15 protein-coding genes are annotated in these 19,833 nt (G+C 74.7%); 8 read left to right on the top strand and 7 right to left on the bottom strand.

Translation table 11 applies throughout. From position 1 onward, the window contains the following. Positions 1 to 13: 13 nt before the first annotated feature. Positions 14 to 1,123: a GntR family transcriptional regulator gene (locus ACH443_RS08305; RefSeq protein ID WP_430590020.1), complete on the bottom strand. Its 1,110-nt coding sequence runs from the start codon at positions 1,121 to 1,123 to the stop codon at positions 14 to 16. 133 nt (positions 1,124 to 1,256) lie between these two features. On the opposite strand from ACH443_RS08305, the gene ACH443_RS08300 reads away from it, so the two are divergent. Genes ACH443_RS08300 through ACH443_RS08290 form a run of 3 tightly spaced genes read left to right on the top strand, consistent with a single transcriptional unit; the run spans position 1,257 to position 5,534 of the window. Next, entirely contained in the window at positions 1,257 to 3,890 is a 2,634-nt protein-coding gene (locus ACH443_RS08300) for a family 78 glycoside hydrolase catalytic domain (RefSeq protein ID WP_430590019.1), read from the top strand. A 34-nt stretch (positions 3,891 to 3,924) separates the two neighbouring features. Then, on the top strand, positions 3,925 to 4,236 hold the full coding sequence (locus ACH443_RS08295; protein ID WP_430544727.1) for a DUF1330 domain-containing protein: 312 nt from the start codon (positions 3,925 to 3,927) through the stop codon (positions 4,234 to 4,236). Further along, entirely contained in the window at positions 4,233 to 5,534 is a 1,302-nt protein-coding gene (locus ACH443_RS08290; RefSeq protein WP_430555540.1) for an alpha-hydroxy-acid oxidizing protein, read from the top strand. Before ACH443_RS08295 ends, ACH443_RS08290 begins: the two co-directional genes overlap by 4 nt. 27 nt (positions 5,535 to 5,561) lie before the next feature. Here ACH443_RS08290 and ACH443_RS08285 read toward each other — a convergent pair whose 3' ends face one another. Beyond that, positions 5,562 to 6,734 carry a serine hydrolase domain-containing protein gene (locus ACH443_RS08285; protein ID WP_430555539.1) on the bottom strand — a complete coding sequence of 391 codons (1,173 nt, stop codon included), beginning with the start codon at positions 6,732 to 6,734 and terminating at the stop codon, positions 5,562 to 5,564. Between the two features lie 34 nt (positions 6,735 to 6,768). Beyond that, a complete protein-coding gene (locus ACH443_RS08280) occupies positions 6,769 to 8,241 on the bottom strand; it encodes a serine hydrolase domain-containing protein (protein WP_430555538.1) in 1,473 nt (490 codons plus the stop codon). Positions 8,242 to 8,367: 126 nt separating this feature from the next. Between ACH443_RS08280 and ACH443_RS08275 the strand changes: the two genes are divergently transcribed. Beyond that, entirely contained in the window at positions 8,368 to 8,976 is a 609-nt protein-coding gene (locus ACH443_RS08275) for a TetR/AcrR family transcriptional regulator (RefSeq protein WP_429762937.1), read from the top strand. A 133-nt stretch (positions 8,977 to 9,109) separates the two neighbouring features. Here ACH443_RS08275 and ACH443_RS08270 read toward each other — a convergent pair whose 3' ends face one another. After that, positions 9,110 to 9,397, bottom strand: coding sequence for a UBP-type zinc finger domain-containing protein (locus ACH443_RS08270; protein ID WP_429762938.1), 288 nt, complete (start codon positions 9,395 to 9,397; stop codon positions 9,110 to 9,112). A 99-nt stretch (positions 9,398 to 9,496) separates the two neighbouring features. On the opposite strand from ACH443_RS08270, the gene ACH443_RS08265 reads away from it, so the two are divergent. Further along, positions 9,497 to 10,270 (top strand): response regulator transcription factor, encoded by a 774-nt coding sequence (locus tag ACH443_RS08265; RefSeq protein ID WP_429762940.1) that lies wholly within the window; start codon positions 9,497 to 9,499, stop codon positions 10,268 to 10,270. Here the strand turns inward: ACH443_RS08265 and ACH443_RS08260 are convergent. Beyond that, complete coding sequence (locus ACH443_RS08260; RefSeq protein ID WP_430590018.1) at positions 10,246 to 10,623, bottom strand: hypothetical protein; 378 nt, start codon at positions 10,621 to 10,623, stop codon at positions 10,246 to 10,248. The genes ACH443_RS08265 and ACH443_RS08260 overlap by 25 nt on opposite strands. Before the next feature lie 251 nt (positions 10,624 to 10,874). Here ACH443_RS08260 and ACH443_RS08255 point away from each other — a divergent pair, with 251 nt between their 5' ends. The 3 genes from ACH443_RS08255 to ACH443_RS08245 are packed head-to-tail and all read left to right on the top strand — an operon-like array spanning position 10,875 to position 15,829. After that, positions 10,875 to 12,587, top strand: a complete 1,713-nt coding sequence (locus ACH443_RS08255) for an FAD-dependent oxidoreductase (RefSeq protein ID WP_430555536.1) — start codon at positions 10,875 to 10,877, stop codon at positions 12,585 to 12,587. Further along, positions 12,584 to 13,045 carry a nitroreductase family deazaflavin-dependent oxidoreductase gene (locus tag ACH443_RS08250; protein ID WP_430590017.1) on the top strand — a complete coding sequence of 154 codons (462 nt, stop codon included), beginning with the start codon at positions 12,584 to 12,586 and terminating at the stop codon, positions 13,043 to 13,045. The genes ACH443_RS08255 and ACH443_RS08250 overlap by 4 nt, the downstream gene beginning before the upstream one ends. Positions 13,046 to 13,087: 42 nt before the next feature. After that, positions 13,088 to 15,829: a cation-translocating P-type ATPase gene (locus ACH443_RS08245; RefSeq protein ID WP_430590016.1), complete on the top strand. Its 2,742-nt coding sequence runs from the start codon at positions 13,088 to 13,090 to the stop codon at positions 15,827 to 15,829. Here the strand turns inward: ACH443_RS08245 and ACH443_RS08240 are convergent, their stop codons facing one another. Together ACH443_RS08240 and ACH443_RS08235 are read right to left on the bottom strand one after the other, a co-directional pair. Continuing rightward, a complete protein-coding gene (locus tag ACH443_RS08240) occupies positions 15,830 to 18,466 on the bottom strand; it encodes a glycoside hydrolase family 78 protein (protein WP_430590015.1) in 2,637 nt (878 codons plus the stop codon). Then, positions 18,463 to 19,764 (bottom strand): MFS transporter, encoded by a 1,302-nt coding sequence (locus ACH443_RS08235; protein ID WP_430590014.1) that lies wholly within the window; start codon positions 19,762 to 19,764, stop codon positions 18,463 to 18,465. Before ACH443_RS08235 ends, ACH443_RS08240 begins: the two co-directional genes overlap by 4 nt. Positions 19,765 to 19,833: the final 69 nt, after the last annotated feature.

Genomic DNA, 19,833 nt, shown 5'->3' with positions numbered 1-19,833 from the left:
GCCGGGCCGCGCGCTACCGGGCCGGGGCCGGTCCCGTCGACCCGCCCGCGAGGATCCGTACGGGCACGGTGTCCTGCGAGACGTCGCCCCGCTCGGCGAGCTGCCGCTCGAGCAGCTCGAAGGCGCGCGCCCCGAGCGCGTGCTGGTCCTGCTCCACGTGGGTGAGGGGGACCGCGGCGTCCACGTACTCCGGCGGGGCGTCGAAGCAGATCACGGAGAGGTCGCCCGGCACGGCACGGCGCAGCCGCTGCGCGGCCTGCAGCACGAGGCGCGCGGAGTGGTACTCCGTGACCACGCACGCGGTGAGGTCGGGGTGGGCCTCGAGGAACCCGACCAGGCCGTCGACGTCGTCCTCGGGCGTGACGTCCGAGCCCGGCACCACGGACCGGACGCCGGAGTACACCTGGGACTCCTCGAGGCGTACCTGGTGCGCGGCGTGCGCGGCCACCACCCCGCGCCGCCGCTCGTCGAGGGTCGACACGGCGTTGGGGGACTGGACCAGCGCGATCCGGGTGTGCCCGAGCTCGAAGAGGTACTCCGCCGCCAGCCGTCCGCCGGTGACGTTGTCGGACGTCACGGTGCTGACGGGCACGCCCGTCAGGGTGCGGTCGACGATGACGAGGGGGAAGCCGCGGCCGACGAGCGCCGCGACGCTCTGCGGGATGGCCTGCGACGACGTGGGCAGCAGCACCAGCCCGTCGAGGCCGCGGTCGAGCTGCTCCTCGATGAGGCGCTCCTCCAGCTCGGAGTCGCCGCGCGACATCCCCACCACGACGTGCGCCCGCTCGCTGGACGCGTCGAGGAGCCCTCCGAGCAGGTGCGACCCGAAGGCGTCGTCGAACCCCGGCACGACGTAGCCGACCAGCGGCAGGCGGCTCCCCCCGTCCGGGCGCGCGCCGCCGGCGGGCGTCGTGGAGACGACGATCGTGCCGATGCGCGGACGCCGGGTCACGAAGCCCTCGTCCCGCAGCATGTCCAGCGCGCGCTTGATCGTGATCGCGCTGACCGAGAACTCCTCGACCAGCTCCGCCTGCGCCGGCAGCCGATCCCCGACGGCGAGGTCGCCGCCGACGATGCGTGCCCGCAGCGCCTCGTGCACCTGGGCGTACAGCGCCTCGGTCAAGCTCGCTCCCGTCCTCGGACCGTATGAACAGTCGAATGAATACGATCTCCGCTCCTGGTCCATTGTGGGGCACCCCGCGTCCAGGACGCTCGAAGATCCCGACGGCGGGTCCGTCCCGCGAGGAGGCGCGACGATGCGCATCGAACGGCTCGTGGCCGAGTACGGCGCCCCGGAGGTGGGGATCGGCTCCGCCGCCCCCCGGCTGTCCTGGACGCGGACCGGGGGCGGGGTGCAGCGCGCGTACGAGGTGCGGCTGCGCACCGCCGACGGCGCCGCGGCGGAGCGGCGGGAGACGGGGCCCGAGCAGGTGCTCGTGCCCTGGCCGTTCCGCGACCTGCGCTCGCGCGAGCGGGTCGAGGTCCAGGTGCGGATCGAGTCCGACGACGGGTGGTCGCCCTGGAGCGAGCGCCTCGCGATCGAGGCCGGGCTGCTGAGGCCGGAGGACGTCGAGGCGCGGTTCGTCAGCCCCCGGCACGTCGGAGGGCTGGACGGCAGCGCCGTGGTGCTCGCCCGCGACCTGGATCTCGGCGGCCCGGTGGCGTCCGCCCGCCTGTACGTCACCGCGCACGGGGTCTACGACGCGTGGATCGGCGGCCGCCGCGTGGGCGACCACCTCCTCGACCCGGGGTGGACGGCGTACGACGCGCGCCTGCGCTACCGGACCTTCGACGTCACCGAGCACCTGCGCGCGCCCGGGGCGGACCGCCTCGTGGTGGGCCTCGGCAACGGCTGGTACCGGGGGCAGCTCACGTGGACCCACCAGCGCGACTCCTACGGCGACCGGCTGGCGCTGCTCGCCCAGCTGGAGATCACGCTCGAGGACGGTCGCCGTCAGACGGTGGTCACCGACGAGGCCTGGCGTGCCGGGACGACGGGGGTCCTCGCCGACGACCTGTACGACGGCCAGACGACCGACCTGCGGCTGCCGCTCGCCCCGGACGCCGTCGCGGACGGCCCCGTCGACGTGCTCGACGCCGACACCGCGACCGACATCGCGCGGCTGGTCGCGCCGACGGGACCGCCGGTGCGCGAGGTCGCGACCGTCCCCGCACGGGAGGTCCGCACGTCGCCGACCGGCAGGCAGATCGTCGACTTCGGCCAGAACGTCGTCGGATGGGTGCGCCTGCGCGTGGCGGGGGAGCGCGGGGACACCGTCACGGTGCGGCACGCGGAGGTGCTCGAGGACGGCGAGCTGGGCGTGCGGCCGCTGCGCGCGGCGAAGGCGACGGACACCTATGTCCTCGCCGGCGGCACCCAGGTGCTGGAGCCCGCGTACACGTTCCACGGGTTCCGCTACGCGGAGGTGACGGGGGCCGAGGTCCGTGCCGGCGACGCCCAGGCCGTGGTGGTGAGCTCCGACCTGCGCCGCACGGGGTGGTTCGAGTGCTCGGAGCCGGACGTGAACCGGCTGCACGAGAACGTCGTGTGGGGCATGCGCGGCAACTTCCTCGACGTACCCACAGACTGTCCGCAGCGGGACGAGCGGCTCGGGTGGACGGGCGACATCCAGGTGTTCGCCCCGACGGCGAGCTTCCTGTTCGACGTGGGCGGGTTCCTCGGCTCGTGGCTGCAGGACCTCGCGGCGGAGCAGCGTCCCGACGGGGGCGTCCCGTACGTGGTGCCCGACGTCGTGCGCGAGCTGCGCGGACCCGGGCCGGACGGCGGGGAGCACACGCCGGCCGCCGGCTGGGCGGACGCGGCGGTGCACGTGCCGTGGACCCTGTACGAGCGCTACGGCGACGTCGGCGTCCTGGAGCGTCAGTACGACTCGATGCGGGCCTGGGTGGACCGGGCCCGCGCCCTGGCGGGCGACACCCTGCTGTGGGACACCGGCTTCCAGTTCGGCGACTGGCTGGACCCGGACGCGCCGCCGGACGACTCGGCGGCGGTGAAGGCCGACCCCGCGGTCGTCGCGACGGCCTACCTGGCGCGCAGCGCCCACCTGCTGGCCCGCGCGGCCGAGGTGCTCGGGCACGAGGCGGACGCCCGGCGGTACGCACGGCTCTCGGCCGACGTCGCGGCCGCGTTCCGCGGCGCGTACGTCGCGGCCGACAGGACGGTGCGCAGCGACTGCCAGACCGTCTACGCGCTGGCGATCGTCTGGGGCCTGCTCGACACCGACGCTCAGCGCCGCCGCGCGGAGGACCGGCTGGTGGCGCTGGTGCGCGAGGCGGACTTCCACGTGAGCACGGGGTTCCTCGGCACCCCGCTGATCCTGGACGCCCTGTGCGACGCCGGCCACCCCGAGCTGGCGCACGCGATGCTGCTGACCCGCACCCGTCCGTCCTGGCTCTACCCGGTGGGCATGGGCGCCACGACGGTCTGGGAGCGATGGGACTCGCTGCTGCCCGACGGCTCGATCCACCCCAGCGAGATGACGTCGTTCAACCACTACGCGTACGGGGCGGTCGCCGACTGGCTGCACCGCTCGGTCGCCGGTCTGGCGCCGGCGGCACCCGGCTACCGCGAGGTGCTGGTGCGCCCGCTGGTGACCGGCCAGCTCGACCGGGCGTCCGCCCGGCTGGACAGCCCGTACGGGCCGGTCGAGGTCTCGTGGCGGCTGGCGGCCGGGCGGTTCGAGCTCGACCTCGAGGTGCCGCCGGGGGTCACCGCCCACCTGGACCTCCCGCTCGACGAGCCGGGGCGCACGGTCGGCCCGGGCGTGCACCACGTGGCCGGCGGGTGGGCGCCCGTGGGGCACCCGCTCCGCGGCGGGACGACCGGCGCGACGACCGGCGGGTCGCCCGCGCGGACCGCCCGGGACTGACAGGATCGGCGGACGACGAGAGAGAAGGTGGACGATGGCGATCACCCTGTGCGTGCTGCTGTGGGCGGCCGACGGCGAGGCCCCGGCGCTGGCGGACTACGAGACCGAGGTGCTGGCGCTGGTGCCACGGCACGGCGGACGGGTGCTGCACCGCGTGACGAACGTGGCGCACACCGACGACGCGGCGCACGGCGCCGTCCAGCCCACCGAGGTGCAGCTCATCGAGATGCCCGACGAGGAGGCGCTCGCGGCGTTCATGGCCGACCCCGACCGTGAGGCGCGGCTCGACGTGCGCGACCGCGCGATCGCGCGCACCGAGATCCTGCGCGTGCGCCCCGTGGGATGAGCGCGCCCGGGGCGGGGCTGGCCCGGCAGTCTGCGATCTACCGCGCGGGCGTGCTGGGCCGGCGCCCCCGGGTCCCGACCAGCGCCGCGGGCCTCGAGCGGGCCGCCCGCCGCGCCAGCAGCGCGCGGGCCTGGGCGTACGTCGCCGGCGGCGCGGGCGAGGGACGCACGATGCGGCGCAACCGGGAGGCGTTCGACCGGTGGGCGGTCGTGCCGCGCATGGCGGCCGGCGCCGTCGAGCGCGACCCGTCGGTCGAGCTGTTCGGCACCCGGCACGCGAGCCCGCTGCTCCTCGCGCCCGTGGGCGCGGCGGCCCTCCTGGGCGCCGACGCCGACCTCGCCGTCGCGCGCGCGGCCGCCGCGACCGGCGTCCCGTTCGTGCTGTCCAACCAGGCGTGCCATCCCATGGAGGCCTGCGCGGCCGAGATGGGCGCCGCGGCCCGCTGGTTCCAGCTCTACTGGAGCACCGACGAGGACCTCGTCGACTCGCTGATCGCCCGGGCCGAGGCCGCGGGCGCGGGGGCGCTCGTCGTCACGCTCGACACGACGGTGCTGGGCTGGCGCCCGCAAGATCTCGACCTCGGCTCGCTGCCGTTCGCCCGCGGCCTCGGGATCGCGCAGTACACGAGCGACCCGCGCTTCGGCGAGCTGGTCCGCGAGCGGGTCGCGCGGGCCGCGGCGTCCGGGGCGCGCGACGCCGTGCAGGTCACCGCCGGCGCGGTGCGCTCGCTCCTCGCGATGACGCGCGCCTACCCCGGGCGGTTCCGCGACAACCTGCGCTCGCCCGAGCCGCGCGCGGCCGTCGAGACGTTCCTCGACGTGTACTCCAACCCGGGCCTGTCGTGGGAGCACCTGGCCACCCTGCGCGACCGCACCCGGCTGCCGGTCGTGCTCAAGGGGATCCTGCACCCCGACGACGCGCGCCGGGCCCTCGACCTCGGCGTCGACGGGATCGTGGTCTCCAACCACGGGGGGCGGCAGGTGGACAACGCCGTCGCGTCGCTCGACGCCCTCGTCGCCGTGCGCGACGCCGTCGGGCCCGGCCCCACGGTGCTGCTCGACAGCGGGGTGCGGACCGGGGCCGACGTGCTGGTCGCCCTCGCCCTGGGGGCCGACGCCGTCCTGCTCGGGCGGCCGTACCTCTACGGGTACGCCGTGGCCGGGCAGGACGGCGTCGAGGAGGTGATCCGCAACGTGCTCGCGGAGCTGGACCTCACCATGGCGCTCGTCGGCGCGCGCGACGTCGCGGCGATCACGCGCGACCTGGTGAGCCCCGCCCCGGCGCCGCGAGGGGCGTGAGGCGCCGGGCGGTCCGCCCGGCCGGGGTCACCTCGGGGCCGTCGGTCCCGGTGCCGTCTCCCGGCCGCCGAAGACGACGTCGACGAGTCGCTGCAGCGCGCTCTGGAAAGCAGCGCCGAGGGACTGGTCGGCGTCGTCCACGTAGTTGATCCCCGCGGTGAGGGTGGTGCTGCCGTCGGGGGTGGAGTACATGAGCGCGCCGTGGCCGCCCATGCCTCCGTTGTGCGTGATGAGGGTGCCGTGAGCGGTGTCCTGGACGAAGACCCCGAGCCCGTACCCGGCGGGTGGGTGCGGCGCGAGCATCTCGGCGAGCAGAGGAGCGGGCAGGAGGCGGCCGCCCGTCAGACCGGAGACGAACAGGTGGAGGTCGCGGGTGGTGGAGACCATGTCGCCGCCGCTCGAGATCCAGGACGGGTCCTGGGCCGTGACGTCGACCGTCGTCTCCTGGCCGTCCTCCTCGTACCGGTAGTACGCGTGGGCGTGGGGTGCGGGCAACGTCGACGTGTCGGGCACCGAGGTCTGCGTGAGCCCCAGGGGGGACAGCACCAGGCGGTCCATCTCGTCGGCGAGCGAGCGTCCGGTCACCCCCTCGACGATCAGCCGGGCCAGCGCGTAGTTGGAGTTGGAGTAGCTCCAGTCGGTGCCCGGCTCGAACCGGGCCGGGCGGGAGAGCGCCAGGCGGGCGAGCTCCTCGGTCGGGTAGTGCCGGAACCGCGCGTCGACCCACTCCTTGCCCTGCCAGGGGATGCCGCGCACCATCGTCAGCCCGTTCCAGGGCACCCCGCCTTCGACGGCGGCGTCGGGACCGTAGATCTCGCCGGTGAAGTTGAAGATCCCGCTGGTGTGCTGCAGCAGCATCCGCACGGTGATCCGGGGATCGACGGGCAGGGATGGCAGGTAGTCGGCTGCCGCGCGGTCGAGATCGACCGCACCCTCGGCGACGAGCTGCAGGACCGTGGCCGCGACGAAGGTCTTGGTGTTGGAGCCGATGCGGATGTGTCCGTCGGTCGACGGCGCGCCGGGCTCGCCGAGCACGCTCGAGCCCGCGGCACCGTTCCAGGTGCCGCGGGAGTCGTCGACGCGGAGCTGGATACCGGTGAAGCCGGAGTCGACGACGTCCTGGAGCGCTCGGCGCAGTTCGGGGCGGTCGTGCGCGGTGTCGTCCTGAGGTCCGCGCCGGGCAAGGTCCTGGTGGGTCATGAGGGAGCTCCTTACGGTGGTGGTGAAGGGGTCGCTAGGCCACGTCGGGCCGGGTCATCAGCGGGGACTGGAGATGGCGGAGGAGGTCGGGGCCCGTCAGCGGCACGACGTTCCACGTCACGGACGCGGCGCCGGTGCGGGTGTCGACCACCGTCCGCAGGCGGTGCGGAGTGGTGATGACGTACAGGTCGGCGACGAAGACGTCCCCCTGCCACGCGCCGGCCGCCACCACGGGGCGGCCGAGCGGCTCGCTCTCCCGCCAGTCGTCGTGGCCGACCTCGATATCGACCTGGACGCCGGGGGAGGCTGTGAACCGCACGAGCCACCCGCGCTCGGCGGGGTCGACGGTCACCGGGGTCCCCTCGGGCAGGGCCGGGTCGGCGGCGGACGCCACGACCCGCGCGCCGGTCGGGTGCCGGGGTCCGAGCGTGCCGCTCGGGCGGGCGAGCGCCAGGCCTCGCAGGCGGTCGGCGAGCTGCGCGTCGTCCGCGGCGTCGTCGGGGCGGTCCAGCCCGGGCAGCAGGCACTCCCAGATCGGCTCCAGGAGCGTCTCGCCGCCTCCGCTGAGCGCGCTCGTCGCGACGACGACGAGATCGTGCGAGGGAACGACCGCGCACAGCTGGCCGAACGAGCCCTCGCCGCGATAGCCGTGGCGTGACATCCAGAACTGGTACCCGTACCCGCACCGCGTGTCGGGGTTGTCCGACCAGCCGTCGACCTGGTGCGTCGCGACGCGGCGCCCCGTCGCGACCTCGACCCACGAGGGCGGGACGAGCCGGCGGTCGCCCCAGCGGCCGCGGCGGAGCAGCAGCTCGCCGAAGGCGGCCACGGCCTCGGTCGTCAGGTGCAGGCCGTGGAACCCGAACGCGGCACCGTCGCCGACGCGGTCCCACTCGGCGTCGGTGATGCCCATGGGCGTGAAGAGGCGCTCGGCGAGCAGCTCGGGCAGGCCGCTCCCGGTCGCGCGCTCGACCATGCGAGCGAGCACGTAGGTCGTGGCGTTGTCGTAGGCGTGCCGGGTGCCCTCGCGGTGGGGGAAGGGCACGCGCAGGAAGCCCCGGGTCAGGTCGCGGGGCTCCAGCTCCCACGCTTCGGCGAGGCTGTCCGTGTCGTGACCGGTCGTCATGGACAGAAGGTGGTGCACCGTGAGGCGACGTCCCTGGTCGGAGACGTCGTCCGGGACGTGGTCGGGCAGGACGTCCACGATCCGGTCGTCGAGCGAGAGCAGCCCGTCCTCGATGGCGAGCCCGACCGCGATGGCCGTGAACGACTTGGTGAGCGAGTACAGCAGGTGCGGTCGCTCCGCCGTGAAGGGCGCCCACCACCCCTCGGCCACCACGTGGCCGCGCCGCACGATCATGAGCGAGTGGCACTCGACCGAGTCGCCGGCGAGCCGGTCGAGCAGGGCGAGCACGGCCCGCGACGACACCCCGACGGCGGCCGGCGCCGATCGCGGGAGCGTTTCTGGCCGGAGCGGCACGGCGGGCCGTGGGCGCTGACTCGTCACGATGAGCTCCTGAAGGTCGAAAGGCGTCGAGGAAGAAACGACACGATGCGTTTCGTCTTGAGAAGTGTGCTCGGACGCGTGGGGGGTGTCAATACGCTCCGTACCGTTTCCTTTAAGATCGGTGTCATGCCCGATCCGAGCGCCTCACCTGCCGCCCCCCACCGGCCTCGGAGCGAGGCGAGCCGACGCGCCATCCTGGACGCGAGCCTGGACCTGTGCGGGGAGCACGGGTACGGCGCGGTGACGGTCGAGGCGATCGCCGCGCGCGCGGGCGTCAGCAAGAAGACCATCTACCGCTGGTGGCCCTCCAAGGGCGCGGTCGTCCTCGAGGCGCTGGACGACGCGGCGAACCCGTCGGCCGACTTCCCGCACACCGACGACCTGCGGGCCGACCTCGTCGAGCAGATGGAGGGTCTGCTGCGCGGGCTGTTGGCCGACCGCCGGTTCGGCCGGGCACTGGTCGGCCTGATCGCCGACACGCAGCACGACCCGCAGCTCGCCCGGGGCCTCGTCGACGACCTGTACCGCCCGCGCGTCGAGGACGCCAGGCAGCGTCTGGCCGTGGCCCGTGACGCCGGCCAGCTTCGCGCCGACGCCGACCTCGACCTGGTGATCGAGCTGCTGTACGGGCCCGTGTACTACCGGCTGCTGCTCCACCAGGGCGAGCTGCAGACCACCGACGAGCTGCGGACGCTCGTCGACCACGTCCTCCGGTCCGCCGCGGCGGCTTCCTGACCGCGGACGCCCGCGTTCACGAGGGGTGTCTCGTCATGACCGCCACGGTAGAAGTGTGAGCGCGCTCCAAGGCAAGGCTGTGCGCCCGACGGCGGTCCGGGAACAGGCCAGCAGGTCGGACGCGGCACCCGGGTCAGGCGGTCGCGGGCATGTCTCGGCCCGAGATGAGGAGCTCCTCCGGGAAGCAGTAGCCCCAGTGCTCGCCGGGCTCGAGGGATCGCATCACCGGGTGGTCGGTGGCGTGGAAGTGCGCCGTCGCGTGCTTCGCCGGCGACGAGTCGCAGCACCCGACGTGGCCGCACTCCAGGCAGGCCCGCAGGTGCACCCAGGTGCCGCCGGCGGCCACGCACTCGGGGCACGTGCCGAGCGCCTCGGGCGCGACGGGGACGATCCGGTCCAGGTGCGTGCACGTGCTCGTCATGATCACTCCCTCGCCGGCGGCTCCGGACGCCGCCCTCGGCGAGTCTAGGGACGTGTCACGTGCGCTGCGTCCTGGACGACGTCCCGCTAGCGTGTCGTCATGCTGGCCGGACCCCGCCCCTCGAGCGGCGACGCCCCCTCGAGCGGCGACGCCTACGAGCGCACCGCCGTCGTCGTGGAGGACGACCCTGACGTCCGCGACCTGCTCCACGCGGTGCTGACGCAGGCGGGTTTCGTCACGCGCACCGCGGCGTCGGGCCGCGAGGGCGTGGAGCTGGTGCGCAGCTTCGACCCGCTCGTCACGACCCTCGACGTGGGGCTCCCCGACATCGACGGCTTCGAGGTGTGCCGCCGGATCCGCGCGGTGTCCGACACGTACGTCGTGATGCTGACGGCCCGCACGGACGAGATCGACGCGCTCATGGGGCTGGACGCCGGCGCCGACGACTACCAGACCAAACCGTTCCGCCCCCGGGAGCTGCGGGCCAGGATCGAGGCGATGCTCCGCCGTCCTCGCCGGGAAGCGCCGCCGGCGGCCCCGGCGACCGCCGTCCCGTCCTTCGACGGGCTCGTCGTGAACGTGGCGGCGCGCACCGTCGACGTCGACGGCGCGGAGGTGCACCTCACGCGCAGCGAGTTCGACCTCCTCGCCGCGCTCGCGGGCGCCCCGGGGCGCGCGATCCCCAAGGACGACCTGGTCCGGGTGCTGTGGGCCGGCGAGTACGACACCGGCACCCTGGTCACGGACCAGGACCGGCGCAGCGTGGAGGTGCACGTGACCAACCTGCGCCGCAAGCTCCGCGACGACGCGGCGTCGCCCCGCTGGATCCGCACGGTGCGCGGTGTGGGCTACAGGTTCGACCACCCCTCCTGAGCGAGGGCGCTCGCGACGACGACCGCGGCGGTCCGGGCCTCGTCGGTGATCCGGTCGGTGTGCCGCTGTGCGCCGGCCACCCCGTCCTCCTCGAGGGCGTCGAGCCCCTGCGACGCGGCGTCCGCGAGCCGGTCCATCCCGAGCATGTCCGCCGTGCAGGCGAGCGTCAGGAGCACGTCGCGGGCGCCGTCGGCGTCGGTCCGCGCGAGGGCTCCCAGGAGCGCGCCGGTGCGGTGCGGCAGGAGGCCGGCCCAGGAGCCCGCAAAGCCGGCGACCGCGGCCCGGTCGCCGTCGAGGTCGTCGACGAGAGACTGCCACGCGGCCGCCGTGCCCGGGGGCAGGGCGGGCGTCATCGGGGCTCGCCGGGGTGTTCCTCCCGGAGCACCACGCGTCTCGCCGGCCGCGGGACCCGCCCGCGCGCCCAGGGGGAGGTGCGCGCGGCGGCCCCGAGGGGACCGGTCGACGAGACGGACATGGTGCTCCGGGAGGTGATCAGGGGCTGAACGGACTCGATCCTGCGCTGCGGACCTCGGGGCGACCTCCGCGGCAGGACAAGATCGCCTCAAGATCTGCTCAGGGTTGCGGTGCCGCCTACCCTGACCGCATGCCCGAGCGTCCGGAAGCGCGTCCCGTGATCCTGCTCGTCGCCGACGCGCACGCGTCCGAGGTGGAGCAGGAGTTCCGCGCCCGGTACGACCGGGACTACCGGGTCGAGCTCGTCGGGACCGCCGACGCGGCGCTGGAGCGGCTGCGCGACCTGGTGGCCGCGCGGGAGCCGGTCGCGATGATCGCGGCGGAGCGGCGGCTGCCGGACGCCGCAGGGGTCGAGCTACTGCACCAGGTGCCGGCGGTCGTCTCGACGGCGCGACGGGTGGCGCTGATCTCCGGCGACGAGTACGCCGACGCCCTGGACGAGATGCGGGCCGCGCTGCTGCGCCGCGACATGGACACGTTCGTCGGCATCCCGCGCGGCGCCCGCGACGAGGAGTTCCACACCGCCCTGGTCGAGCTGCTGTCGGAGTGGGGCTGGTCGGTGGCCCGCCCCACCGTGACGTCCACGGAGATCGTCGCGCCCCCCGGCGACCGCGACGCGGCCGCCGTCCGCGACCTGCTCGAACGGCTCGGCGTCCCGAACCGCGTGCTCGCACCCGACGCCGCAGACGCCCGCGACATCCTCCTGGCGGCGGGCCCGGGCGCCGTCCTGCCCGTGGTGCGCACGTTCGCCGGGCGGGTGCTGTCGGGCGCGACGGCGTCGGCCGTGGCGGAGGCTATGTACGGCGGCTACGACTCCATCCCGCCGGGCGAGATCGCCGACGTCGCCGTGGTCGGGGCGGGGCCGGCCGGGCTGGCGGCCGCCGTGTACGCGGCGTCCGAGGGGCTGTCGACGGTGGTGCTGGAGCGCGACGCGATCGGCGGCCAGGCCGGGTCGAGCTCGATGATCCGCAACTACCTCGGGTTCCCGCGCGGCATCTCGGGGATGCGGCTGGCGCTGCGCTCACGCATCCAGGCGGGGCGGTTCGGCGCCCGCTTCTACACCGGGCGCCCGGTGGCGCGCATCGAGCCCGGCCCGGCGGACGAGCCGGAGCACCACCACGTGCACGTCGAGGGCGCACAGCTGTGCGCGCGCACCGTCGTGCTCGCGACCGGCGTCTCCTACCGCCGGCTCGGCGTGCCGGGCGTCGACGAGCACGTCGGCACCGGCGTCCACTACGGCGCCGCGAGCTCGATGGCGCGCGAGATGACGGACCGCGACGTCGTCGTGGTGGGCGGCGGCAACTCCGCCGGCCAGGCCGCCGTGCACCTGGCGAAGTTCGCCGGCTCGGTGACGATCCTCGTGCGGCGGGGGAGCATCGCCGAGACGATGTCGGACTACCTGGTGCGCGAGATCGCGGCGACGCCCACCATCGCCGTCCGCCCGCGCACGGTGATCACGGACGGCGGCGGGGACGGGCGCCTGCAGTGGCTGATCACCGAGGACCTGGACACCGGCGAGCGGACGAAGACGCACGCCGACGGCCTGTTCTGCCTGCTCGGCGCGGAGCCGGACTGCGGCTGGCTGCCCGACGGCGTCGCGCGCGACGACCACGGCTTCGTCCTCACCGGCCGCGACGTGCCGCAGGAGCGCTGGGTGGACGGGCGTCCGCCCGCCAGCCTGGAGACGACGCTGCGCGGCGTGTTCGCCGTCGGCGACGTGCGGGCCGGCTCGATGAAGCGCGTCGCGTCGGCCAGCGGCGAGGGCGCGTCCGTGCTGCCGCTGGTGCACACCCACCTCGCCTGGCTGCGGGCGCAGGAGTTCGGGGGAGGGAGCCCGGCATGACCGACGGCCCGCACGAGCCGCGGACGTTCCGGCGCAGCCGGTCCCGCGACGTGGGCGACGCGGTGATCGGCGTGCTCGTCCGGCTCGGGCTCGTCCCGGACACCTTCCTGCTGACCACCCGGGGCCGGCGCTCCGGGCTGCCCCGCACGAACCCCGCGACCCTCGTCACCCTCGGCGGGCGCCGCTGGCTGGTGGCCCCCTACGGCGTCGTCTCCTGGGTGCACAACGTGCGCGCCGACCCGCGCGTGCTGCTGCGCCGGGGGTTCTCGCGGTACGTCTTCGTGGTACGGGCAGCGTCGGCCCAGGAGGCCGGGCCGGTGCTGCGGCAGTACGTGCGCCGGTCCCGGCCCTCCCGGCCGTACTTCGCGGCCACCGTCGACTCCCCGGTGGAGGCCTTCGTCGCCGAGGCGGACCGGCACCCGGTGTTCGAGCTGGTGCCGTACGACACAGGTCGCTGACCCGCCGCGCGGCATGGGACGAACCGCGGTCGAATGGGCGGCATGGGATCTGCGCAGGACGTCGCCACGGACGCGAGCCCCTGGTCACGACCGCCCGCCGAGGTGCTCGCGGCGCTCCGCACGGACGACGGCGGGCTGAGCGCCGCCGACGCGACGGCGCGGCTCGCGGAGGTCGGTCCCAACCGGCTGCCGCCGCCGGAGAAGGACCCGCTGTGGAAGCGGGTCCTCGTGCACTTCGACGACGTGCTCATCTACATCCTGCTGGTCTCCGCGGTGCTCAAGGCGATCCTCGGCGACTGGGTCGACTTCACCGTGATCCTGCTGGTCGCGGTGGTGAACGCGGCGATCGGCTTCATCCAGGAGGGGCGCGCCGAGAGCGCGCTGAACGGCATCCGGCAGATGCTGTCCGTGCACGCCGAGGCCCGCCGCGACGGCGCGTGGGCCAAGATCGACGCCGACGACGTCGTGCCGGGAGACGTGGTGCGCGTGCGCTCCGGCGACCGGGTGCCCGCCGACGTGCGCCTGCTGCAGGCCACCAACCTGCGCGTCGAGGAGTCGGCGCTCACGGGGGAGTCGGTCGCGGCGAGCAAGCGGGTCGACCCCGTGGACCCCGACGCCGGGGTGGGCGACCGCACCAGCATGCTGTTCTCCGGCACGCTCGTGGCCGCGGGCCAGGGCGTCGGGGTGGTCACCGCCACCGGCGAGCGCACCGAGATCGGCCGCATCCAGACGATGATCTCCGAGGTCACGAGCCTGGAGACGCCGCTGACCAAGCAGCTCGACCGGTTCGGCAAGCTGCTCGCGGTGCTCATCCTCGGCATGGCCGTGGTGATGGTCGTCGTCGGGCGCGTGGTGCACGACTTCTCCGTGCCGGAGCTGGTCTCGGCGTCCATCGGGTTCGCCGTCGCCGCCGTCCCCGAGGGGCTGCCCGCCCTGGTGACGATCACCCTGGCGCTCGGCGTGCAGCAGATGGCGCGCCGCCGCGCCATCACGCGCAAGCTGCCCGCCGTCGAGACGCTCGGCTCCGTCACGACGATCTGCTCGGACAAGACGGGCACGCTGACCAAGAACGAGATGACGGCGCGGACGGTGCGCACCGCCGGCCGGTCGTTCGACGTCGCGGGCGCGGGCTACGCACCCGTCGGCGAGCTCACGCTCGCGGGCGAGGGGTCGCGGCACGCCGACCTCGTCGACGACCGGGACCTCACCGCCGTCGTCGCCGCGATGATGCTGTGCAACGACGCGCGCGTGGTGCCGGGGGAGCCCGGCGGGCAGGGCGAGGACTGGCGGCTGGTCGGCGAGCCGACGGAGGGCGCGCTGCGCAGCCTCGGCATGAAGGCCGGCTTCGAGACGACGGGCTGGTCGCGGCGGGACCTGGTGCCGTTCGAGTCCGAGAACAAGTACATGGCGACCCTCGACCGGGCGCCCGACGGCGCGGAGGTCGTGCACCTCAAGGGCGCGCCCGACCGGGTGCTCGACCGGTGCACCACGCAGACCGCGCCGGACGGCACGGCGCAGCCGATCGACCGCGCGTTCTGGGAGGCGCAGATCGACGAGATCGGCGGCCGGGGGCTGCGGGTGCTCGCGGCGGCCCGTCGCGGAGCGCCGGCCGGGGAGCTCGCCGACTCGCTCACCGGCCTCGAGCTGTGCGGCCTGGTCGGCATCGTCGACCCGCCGCGACCCGAGGCGATCGACGCCATCGCCCAGTGCCGCGACGCCGGCATCGCCGTCACGATGATCACCGGCGACCACGCCGGCACCGCCGTGGCGATCGGCCGCGAGATGGGCATCGTCCACGACGAGGTCGGCCCGGACGGCACGGGCCCCGCCGTCCTCACCGGCGCGGAGCTGGAGGCGATGAGCACCGAGCAGCTGCGCGGCGTCGTCCAGGACGTGCACGTGTACGCCCGCACGAGCCCGGAGCACAAGATCCGCATCGTGTCGGCGCTGCAGGCGCACGGCGAGGTGGTCGCGATGACGGGCGACGGCGTCAACGACGCCCCCGCGCTCACGCAGGCCGACGTCGGCGTCGCGATGGGCATCAAGGGCACGGAGGCCACGAAGGACGCGGCCGAGGTGGTGCTCGCCGACGACAACTTCGCCACCATCGAGCGGGCCGTGGAGGAGGGGCGGCGGATCTACGACAACATCCGCAAGTCCGTGCTCTTCCTGCTGCCCACCAACGGCGCGCAGTCGCTGGTCATCCTCGTGGCCGTGCTGTTCGGCCTGGTGCTGCCGCTCGCGCCCGTGCAGGTGCTGTGGATCAACATGATCACGGCCGTCACGCTGTCCCTCGGGCTCGCGTACGAGAAGGCCGAGCCGGACGTGATGTCCCGGCCGCCCCGCGACCCGAAGGCCTCGATCCTCGACGCCGCGTTCGTGCGGCGCATCCTCATCGTGTCCCTGCTCATCGGCGGCGCCACGCTGCTCGTCTTCTACGCCGAGCGGGCGCAGGGCGCGCCGCTCGCCGAGGCGCAGACCACGGCCGTGACGATGCTGGCGCTCGGCCAGCTCGCGTACCTGTTCAACTGCCGGTTCCTGGACCGGTCGAGCCTCACCCTCGACGTCCTGCGCGGCAACCGCGTCATCTGGATCTCGGCCGTCGCGCTCCTCGCCCTGCAGTGCGTGTTCGTCTACACGCCGTTCATGCACGACTGGTTCGACGCCGCCCCCATCGGCCTCGAGGAGTGGGGCAAGACGCTCGGCCTGGCCGTCGTCGTCTTCCTGCTCGTCGAGGTGGTCAAGGCGGTGGGCCGGGCGCGGCAGCGCCGCGCCCGGGCCTGATCAGCCGCGCCGCACGCGCACCTCGTGCTCCCCGTGTCCGACGACGGCGGGCGCGGCGCCCGGCACGTCCAGCTCGGCGGTGGTGCCGACCGGCACCACGCACCGCACCACCAGCTCCGTTCCGTCCGCACGGTCCTCGATGCGCCACGCGACCTCGGCGGTGCCGTACGGCGTGACGTGCCGGGCCGAGGCGTGGGTCAGCCCGCCGCCGGGGCGCGGGGCGACGCGGAAGGTGCGGTACCCCGGGTCGAGCGGCGCGAGGCCGGCGACCACCCGGTGCAGCCAGTCGGCCACCGAGCCCAGCGCGTAGTGGTTGAACGACGTCATCTCGCCGGGGTTCACCGTGCCGTCCGTGAGCATGCTGTCCCAGCGCTCCCAGATGGTCGTGGCGCCCAGGTCCACCATCGCCAGCCACGACGGCGACGCGTGGCTGAGCAGCAGCGCGTACGCGGCGTCGAGCTGCCCGGTGCTGCTCAGGGCGTCGGCGACCAGCGGCGTGCCGGCGAACCCGGTGCCCACGGTGTTCCCGCCGTCGCGCACCAGCGCCGCGAGCCGCTCGCCCGCGCGGCGGCGCGCGTCGTCGCCGTCGAGGAGGTCGAAGACGATCGACAGCGCGTGCGCGGTCTGGGTGTCGTGCATCGCGTCGCCGCTGTCGACGTAGCGCTTGCGGTACGCGGCGGCGACCTCGTCGGCGAGCTCCCCGTAGCGGGCGTCATCGTCGTCGCGGCCGAGCGTCCGGGCCATGTCCGCGACGGCCCGCGCCGAGCGGGCGAGGTAGGCCGTGGCCACGAGGTGCGGGTCGGTCTGCGCGCGCAGCGGGTCCTCGGGCGGGGCCGTCGGGTCGAGCCAGTCGCCGAGCTGCATCCCGGTGTCCCACAGCCGGTCGGGCCCGGCGAGGCCGGCCACCTTGTCGACCCAGGTGACGGCGCTCGCGTACTGCCGCTCGAGCAGGCCGACGTCGGCGGAGTCGCGGTGCAGCGCCTCGGGCACGAGGGTCGCGGCGTCGCCCCACCCGGCGATGTCCTGCGTCGGCTGCCAGTACGTGCCGCCGGGGATCCACGGCACGTACACGGGCACGGTGCCGTCGAACCGCCGCTGCTCCGCGGACAGCGACCGCAGCCAGTCGGCGAGCATCCCGTGCACGTCGTAGAGGAACGCGGCGGTGGGCCCGAACGCCTGGATGTCGCCGGTCCAGCCGAGGCGCTCGTCGCGCTGCGGGCAGTCGGTGGGGATGTCGACGAAGTTGGAGCGCAGGCTCCAGACGACGTTCTCGTGCAGCCGGTCGAGCGCCGGGTCGCTGCTGGCGAACCAGCCCGTGCGGGCCATGTCGCTGTGCAGCACGCGGGAGACGATCGCCGGGGCGTCCGCGCCGGGCCAGCCGGTGACGTGCGCGTACCGGTACCCGTGCACGGTGAACCGCGGCTCCCAGGTGATCCTCGTGCCGTCCGTCACGACCTCGTCGGTGGCGGCCGCCTCGCGCAGGGTGCGCGTATAGAGCGTGCCGTCCTGGAGCACCTCGGCGTGCCGCACGCGCACCACGGTCCCGGCGGGGGCCGCGGGCACGACGAGGCGCGGGCGGCCGGAGTGGTTCTGCCCGAAGTCGACCAGCCAGCCGTCCTCGCCGTCCGGGCCCGGCGCGCGCGTCACGCTCACGGGCGCGAGCTCGCCCGTGCAGCGCACCGGCGGGCCGTCGGGGGCCGCGAGCACGGACCGGTCCAGGGGGTGCACGACGACGGGCGACCAGGCGGCGTCGTCGAAGCCGGGCTCCGACCAGCCCGCGGGGAGCAGGCGCGCGTCGAACGTCTCGCCGTCGTACAGCGAGGCGCGGGTGAGCGGGCCGGGGGCACTGCGCCACGCGGCGTCGCCGCCCACCACCACGGTCCCGGCGTCGGTGACCACCTCGAGCTGGGCGAGCACGCCCACGTGGTCGCCGTACAGGTTGCGGTGACCGCCCTCGAAGCCGTACCGGCCGCGGAACCAGCCGTCGGCGAGCCAGGTGCCGAGCGCGTTCGCGCCCGGGCGCACCAGGTCGGTGACGTCGTAGGCGTAGACGCGCAGGCGGTCGTCGTAGGGGGTCCAGCCGGGCACGAGCACGTCGGCGCCGACGCGCCGCCCGTTGAGCTCCGCCTCGACCAGGCCGTGCGCGGTGAGGTGCAGGCGCGCGGACCGCACCGCGTTCCCGGGGACGTCGAACCCGCGGCGCAGCAGCGGGGCGCGGCGCGTCTCGACCGGTCCCTCGTCGTACCCGGGGCCGACCAGGTCGGCCGTCCAGTCGGCCGCGGTCAGCCCGCGCTCGACGACGGCGGGCTCGCTCCACGGGCCCCAGCCGCCGTCGTCCGCGGTCCCGTCCGCGCCGCCGTCCCGGGTGCGCACGCGCACCTCGGCGCGCGCACGCGGGGCGAGGGGCGCGCCCGGCCAGGGCACGAGGACCTGCGCGTCGCCGTCGACGACGGCGGCCGCGTCCTCGAGGACGGTGCCGTCGGGCGCCGTCGTGCGCCAGGCGACCTCGTACGCCCCCTGCCGGTAGGCCGGGTGCGCGGCGTCGAGGTGCCAGGACAGCCGCGGCCGGTCCTCGCCGGCGCCGAGGGCGGGCTGTGCGTGGTGCTCGACGCGCAGTGCGGGGGCGGGGACGGTCATCGGGCTCCTTCGTCGGTGCGGACGGCGGTGGTGGACGGCGCCGGCGCGGCGGGCTCGTCCTCCGCGACGCGCGGGTACCGGGTGATCCAGAAGCACCCGATCACGCCACCCACGGCGATGCACGCCGCCACGAACACGAACAGCACGTTCGGGCTGGCCGCGAGCAGGGTGGGCGTCCACAGGGCGACGACGGCGGCGACCACGCGGGTAAACGCGATCATCACGCCCTGCGCGGTGCTGCGGTAGGTGGTGGGGATGAGCTCCTGCGCCCACACCTTGAACATCGGCTCGCCCGCGACGGCCCCCGCGATGGAGCCGACGACGCCCATGGTCACCAGCGTCCAGACCTCGACGCCGAAGACCACCGGGACCAGGTAGCCCAGCGTGTAGAAGACCGCCATGACGGCGAACCAGCGCATGCGGTGCGCGCCGTCCACGATCCGCATCAGGCCGTAGGTCGCCGCGAACGCGATGGCGAAGGTGACGAACCCGACCGTGGAGGCGAACCGCACGGTGGAGCCCGCCATCTCCGTGTACATGAGCGTGGAGAACTGGCCGCCGGTGTTCGCGCCCACGTTGACCAGGGCGTAGAAGAGCGCGACGGCGACCATCGGCATGAGGTACGGGCCGCGCAGCAGCCGCTTGAGGGTGCCGAGGTCGACGGCCTCGGCACCGGCGCCCGCGGTGCCCGCGTGCGCCGCCTGCCAGCGCGACGACTCCGGCATCCCGGCCCGCAGCACCAGCACGACGAGGGCGAGCACCAGCAGCTGCCCGTACATGATCCGACCGCCGGTCATGCCCATGCCGCCGACGACGATGCCGAACAGCTGCGCGGCGATGATGCCGACGAGCCACAGGATGTGGGAGAACGAGATGAGCTTGCCGCGGTGCTCGGGCGGCGCCTCCTCGGCGATCATCGCGAGCGACGCGGGAAGGTCCGCGCCGACGGCGAGGCCGAGCAGCACGACGCCGGCGTAGAGCGCCCCGGTGCCGGGCGCGGCCACGAGGACCGCGGCGCCCGCGACGTACACCGCCATCGTGGTGAGGAAGACCCGTTTGCGGCCGAACAGGTCGGCCAGCCGGCCGCCCACGAGCGCGCCCGCCGCGATCATGAACGTCAGCAGGGCCGAGTACTGGCCGAACTGCGCGTCGCTGATGCCCAGGGGCTCCTTGTACAGCACCAGCGCCGTGCCCGTCGTGATGATCGCGCCGGCGTCGAGGTACGACGCCATGCCTGCCACCGTGGTGCGGTACCAGGTCCTGCCCGGGATCTTTCCCGGTGCCGTCGAGGTCGTCATCGTTCTCCCACTTCCACTTTGAAGCGCTTCAAATTGAGTCGTTTCACGAGGATGCCCGGACCTCGCCCG

Origin of the sequence: Isoptericola sp. NPDC019571 (assembly GCF_044389385.1) — a bacterium.
In the GTDB taxonomy this organism is placed as follows: domain Bacteria; phylum Actinomycetota; class Actinomycetes; order Actinomycetales; family Cellulomonadaceae; genus Isoptericola; species Isoptericola nanjingensis.
Note: the sequence above shows the minus strand (reverse complement) of the source record. Positions and strands in the feature narration are given on the sequence as shown.

Excerpts from the sequence above, each read along its gene's own strand:
- ACH443_RS08300 (WP_430590019.1), top strand. The coding sequence starts at position 1,257 with ATGCGCATCGAACGGCTCGTGGCCGAGTACGGCGCCCCGGAGGTGGGG.
- ACH443_RS08295 (WP_430544727.1), top strand. The coding sequence starts at position 3,925 with ATGGCGATCACCCTGTGCGTGCTGCTGTGGGCGGCCGACGGCGAGGCC.
- ACH443_RS08290 (WP_430555540.1), top strand. The coding sequence starts at position 4,233 with ATGAGCGCGCCCGGGGCGGGGCTGGCCCGGCAGTCTGCGATCTACCGC.
- ACH443_RS08285 (WP_430555539.1), bottom strand. The coding sequence starts at position 6,734 with ATGACCCACCAGGACCTTGCCCGGCGCGGACCTCAGGACGACACCGCG.
- ACH443_RS08275 (WP_429762937.1), top strand. The coding sequence starts at position 8,368 with ATGCCCGATCCGAGCGCCTCACCTGCCGCCCCCCACCGGCCTCGGAGC.
- ACH443_RS08270 (WP_429762938.1), bottom strand. The coding sequence starts at position 9,397 with ATGACGAGCACGTGCACGCACCTGGACCGGATCGTCCCCGTCGCGCCC.
- ACH443_RS08265 (WP_429762940.1), top strand. The coding sequence starts at position 9,497 with ATGCTGGCCGGACCCCGCCCCTCGAGCGGCGACGCCCCCTCGAGCGGC.
- ACH443_RS08260 (WP_430590018.1), bottom strand. The coding sequence starts at position 10,623 with ATGACGCCCGCCCTGCCCCCGGGCACGGCGGCCGCGTGGCAGTCTCTC.
- ACH443_RS08255 (WP_430555536.1), top strand. The coding sequence starts at position 10,875 with ATGCCCGAGCGTCCGGAAGCGCGTCCCGTGATCCTGCTCGTCGCCGAC.
- ACH443_RS08250 (WP_430590017.1), top strand. The coding sequence starts at position 12,584 with ATGACCGACGGCCCGCACGAGCCGCGGACGTTCCGGCGCAGCCGGTCC.
- ACH443_RS08245 (WP_430590016.1), top strand. The coding sequence starts at position 13,088 with ATGGGATCTGCGCAGGACGTCGCCACGGACGCGAGCCCCTGGTCACGA.
- ACH443_RS08240 (WP_430590015.1), bottom strand. The coding sequence starts at position 18,466 with ATGACCGTCCCCGCCCCCGCACTGCGCGTCGAGCACCACGCACAGCCC.
- ACH443_RS08235 (WP_430590014.1), bottom strand. The coding sequence starts at position 19,764 with ATGACGACCTCGACGGCACCGGGAAAGATCCCGGGCAGGACCTGGTAC.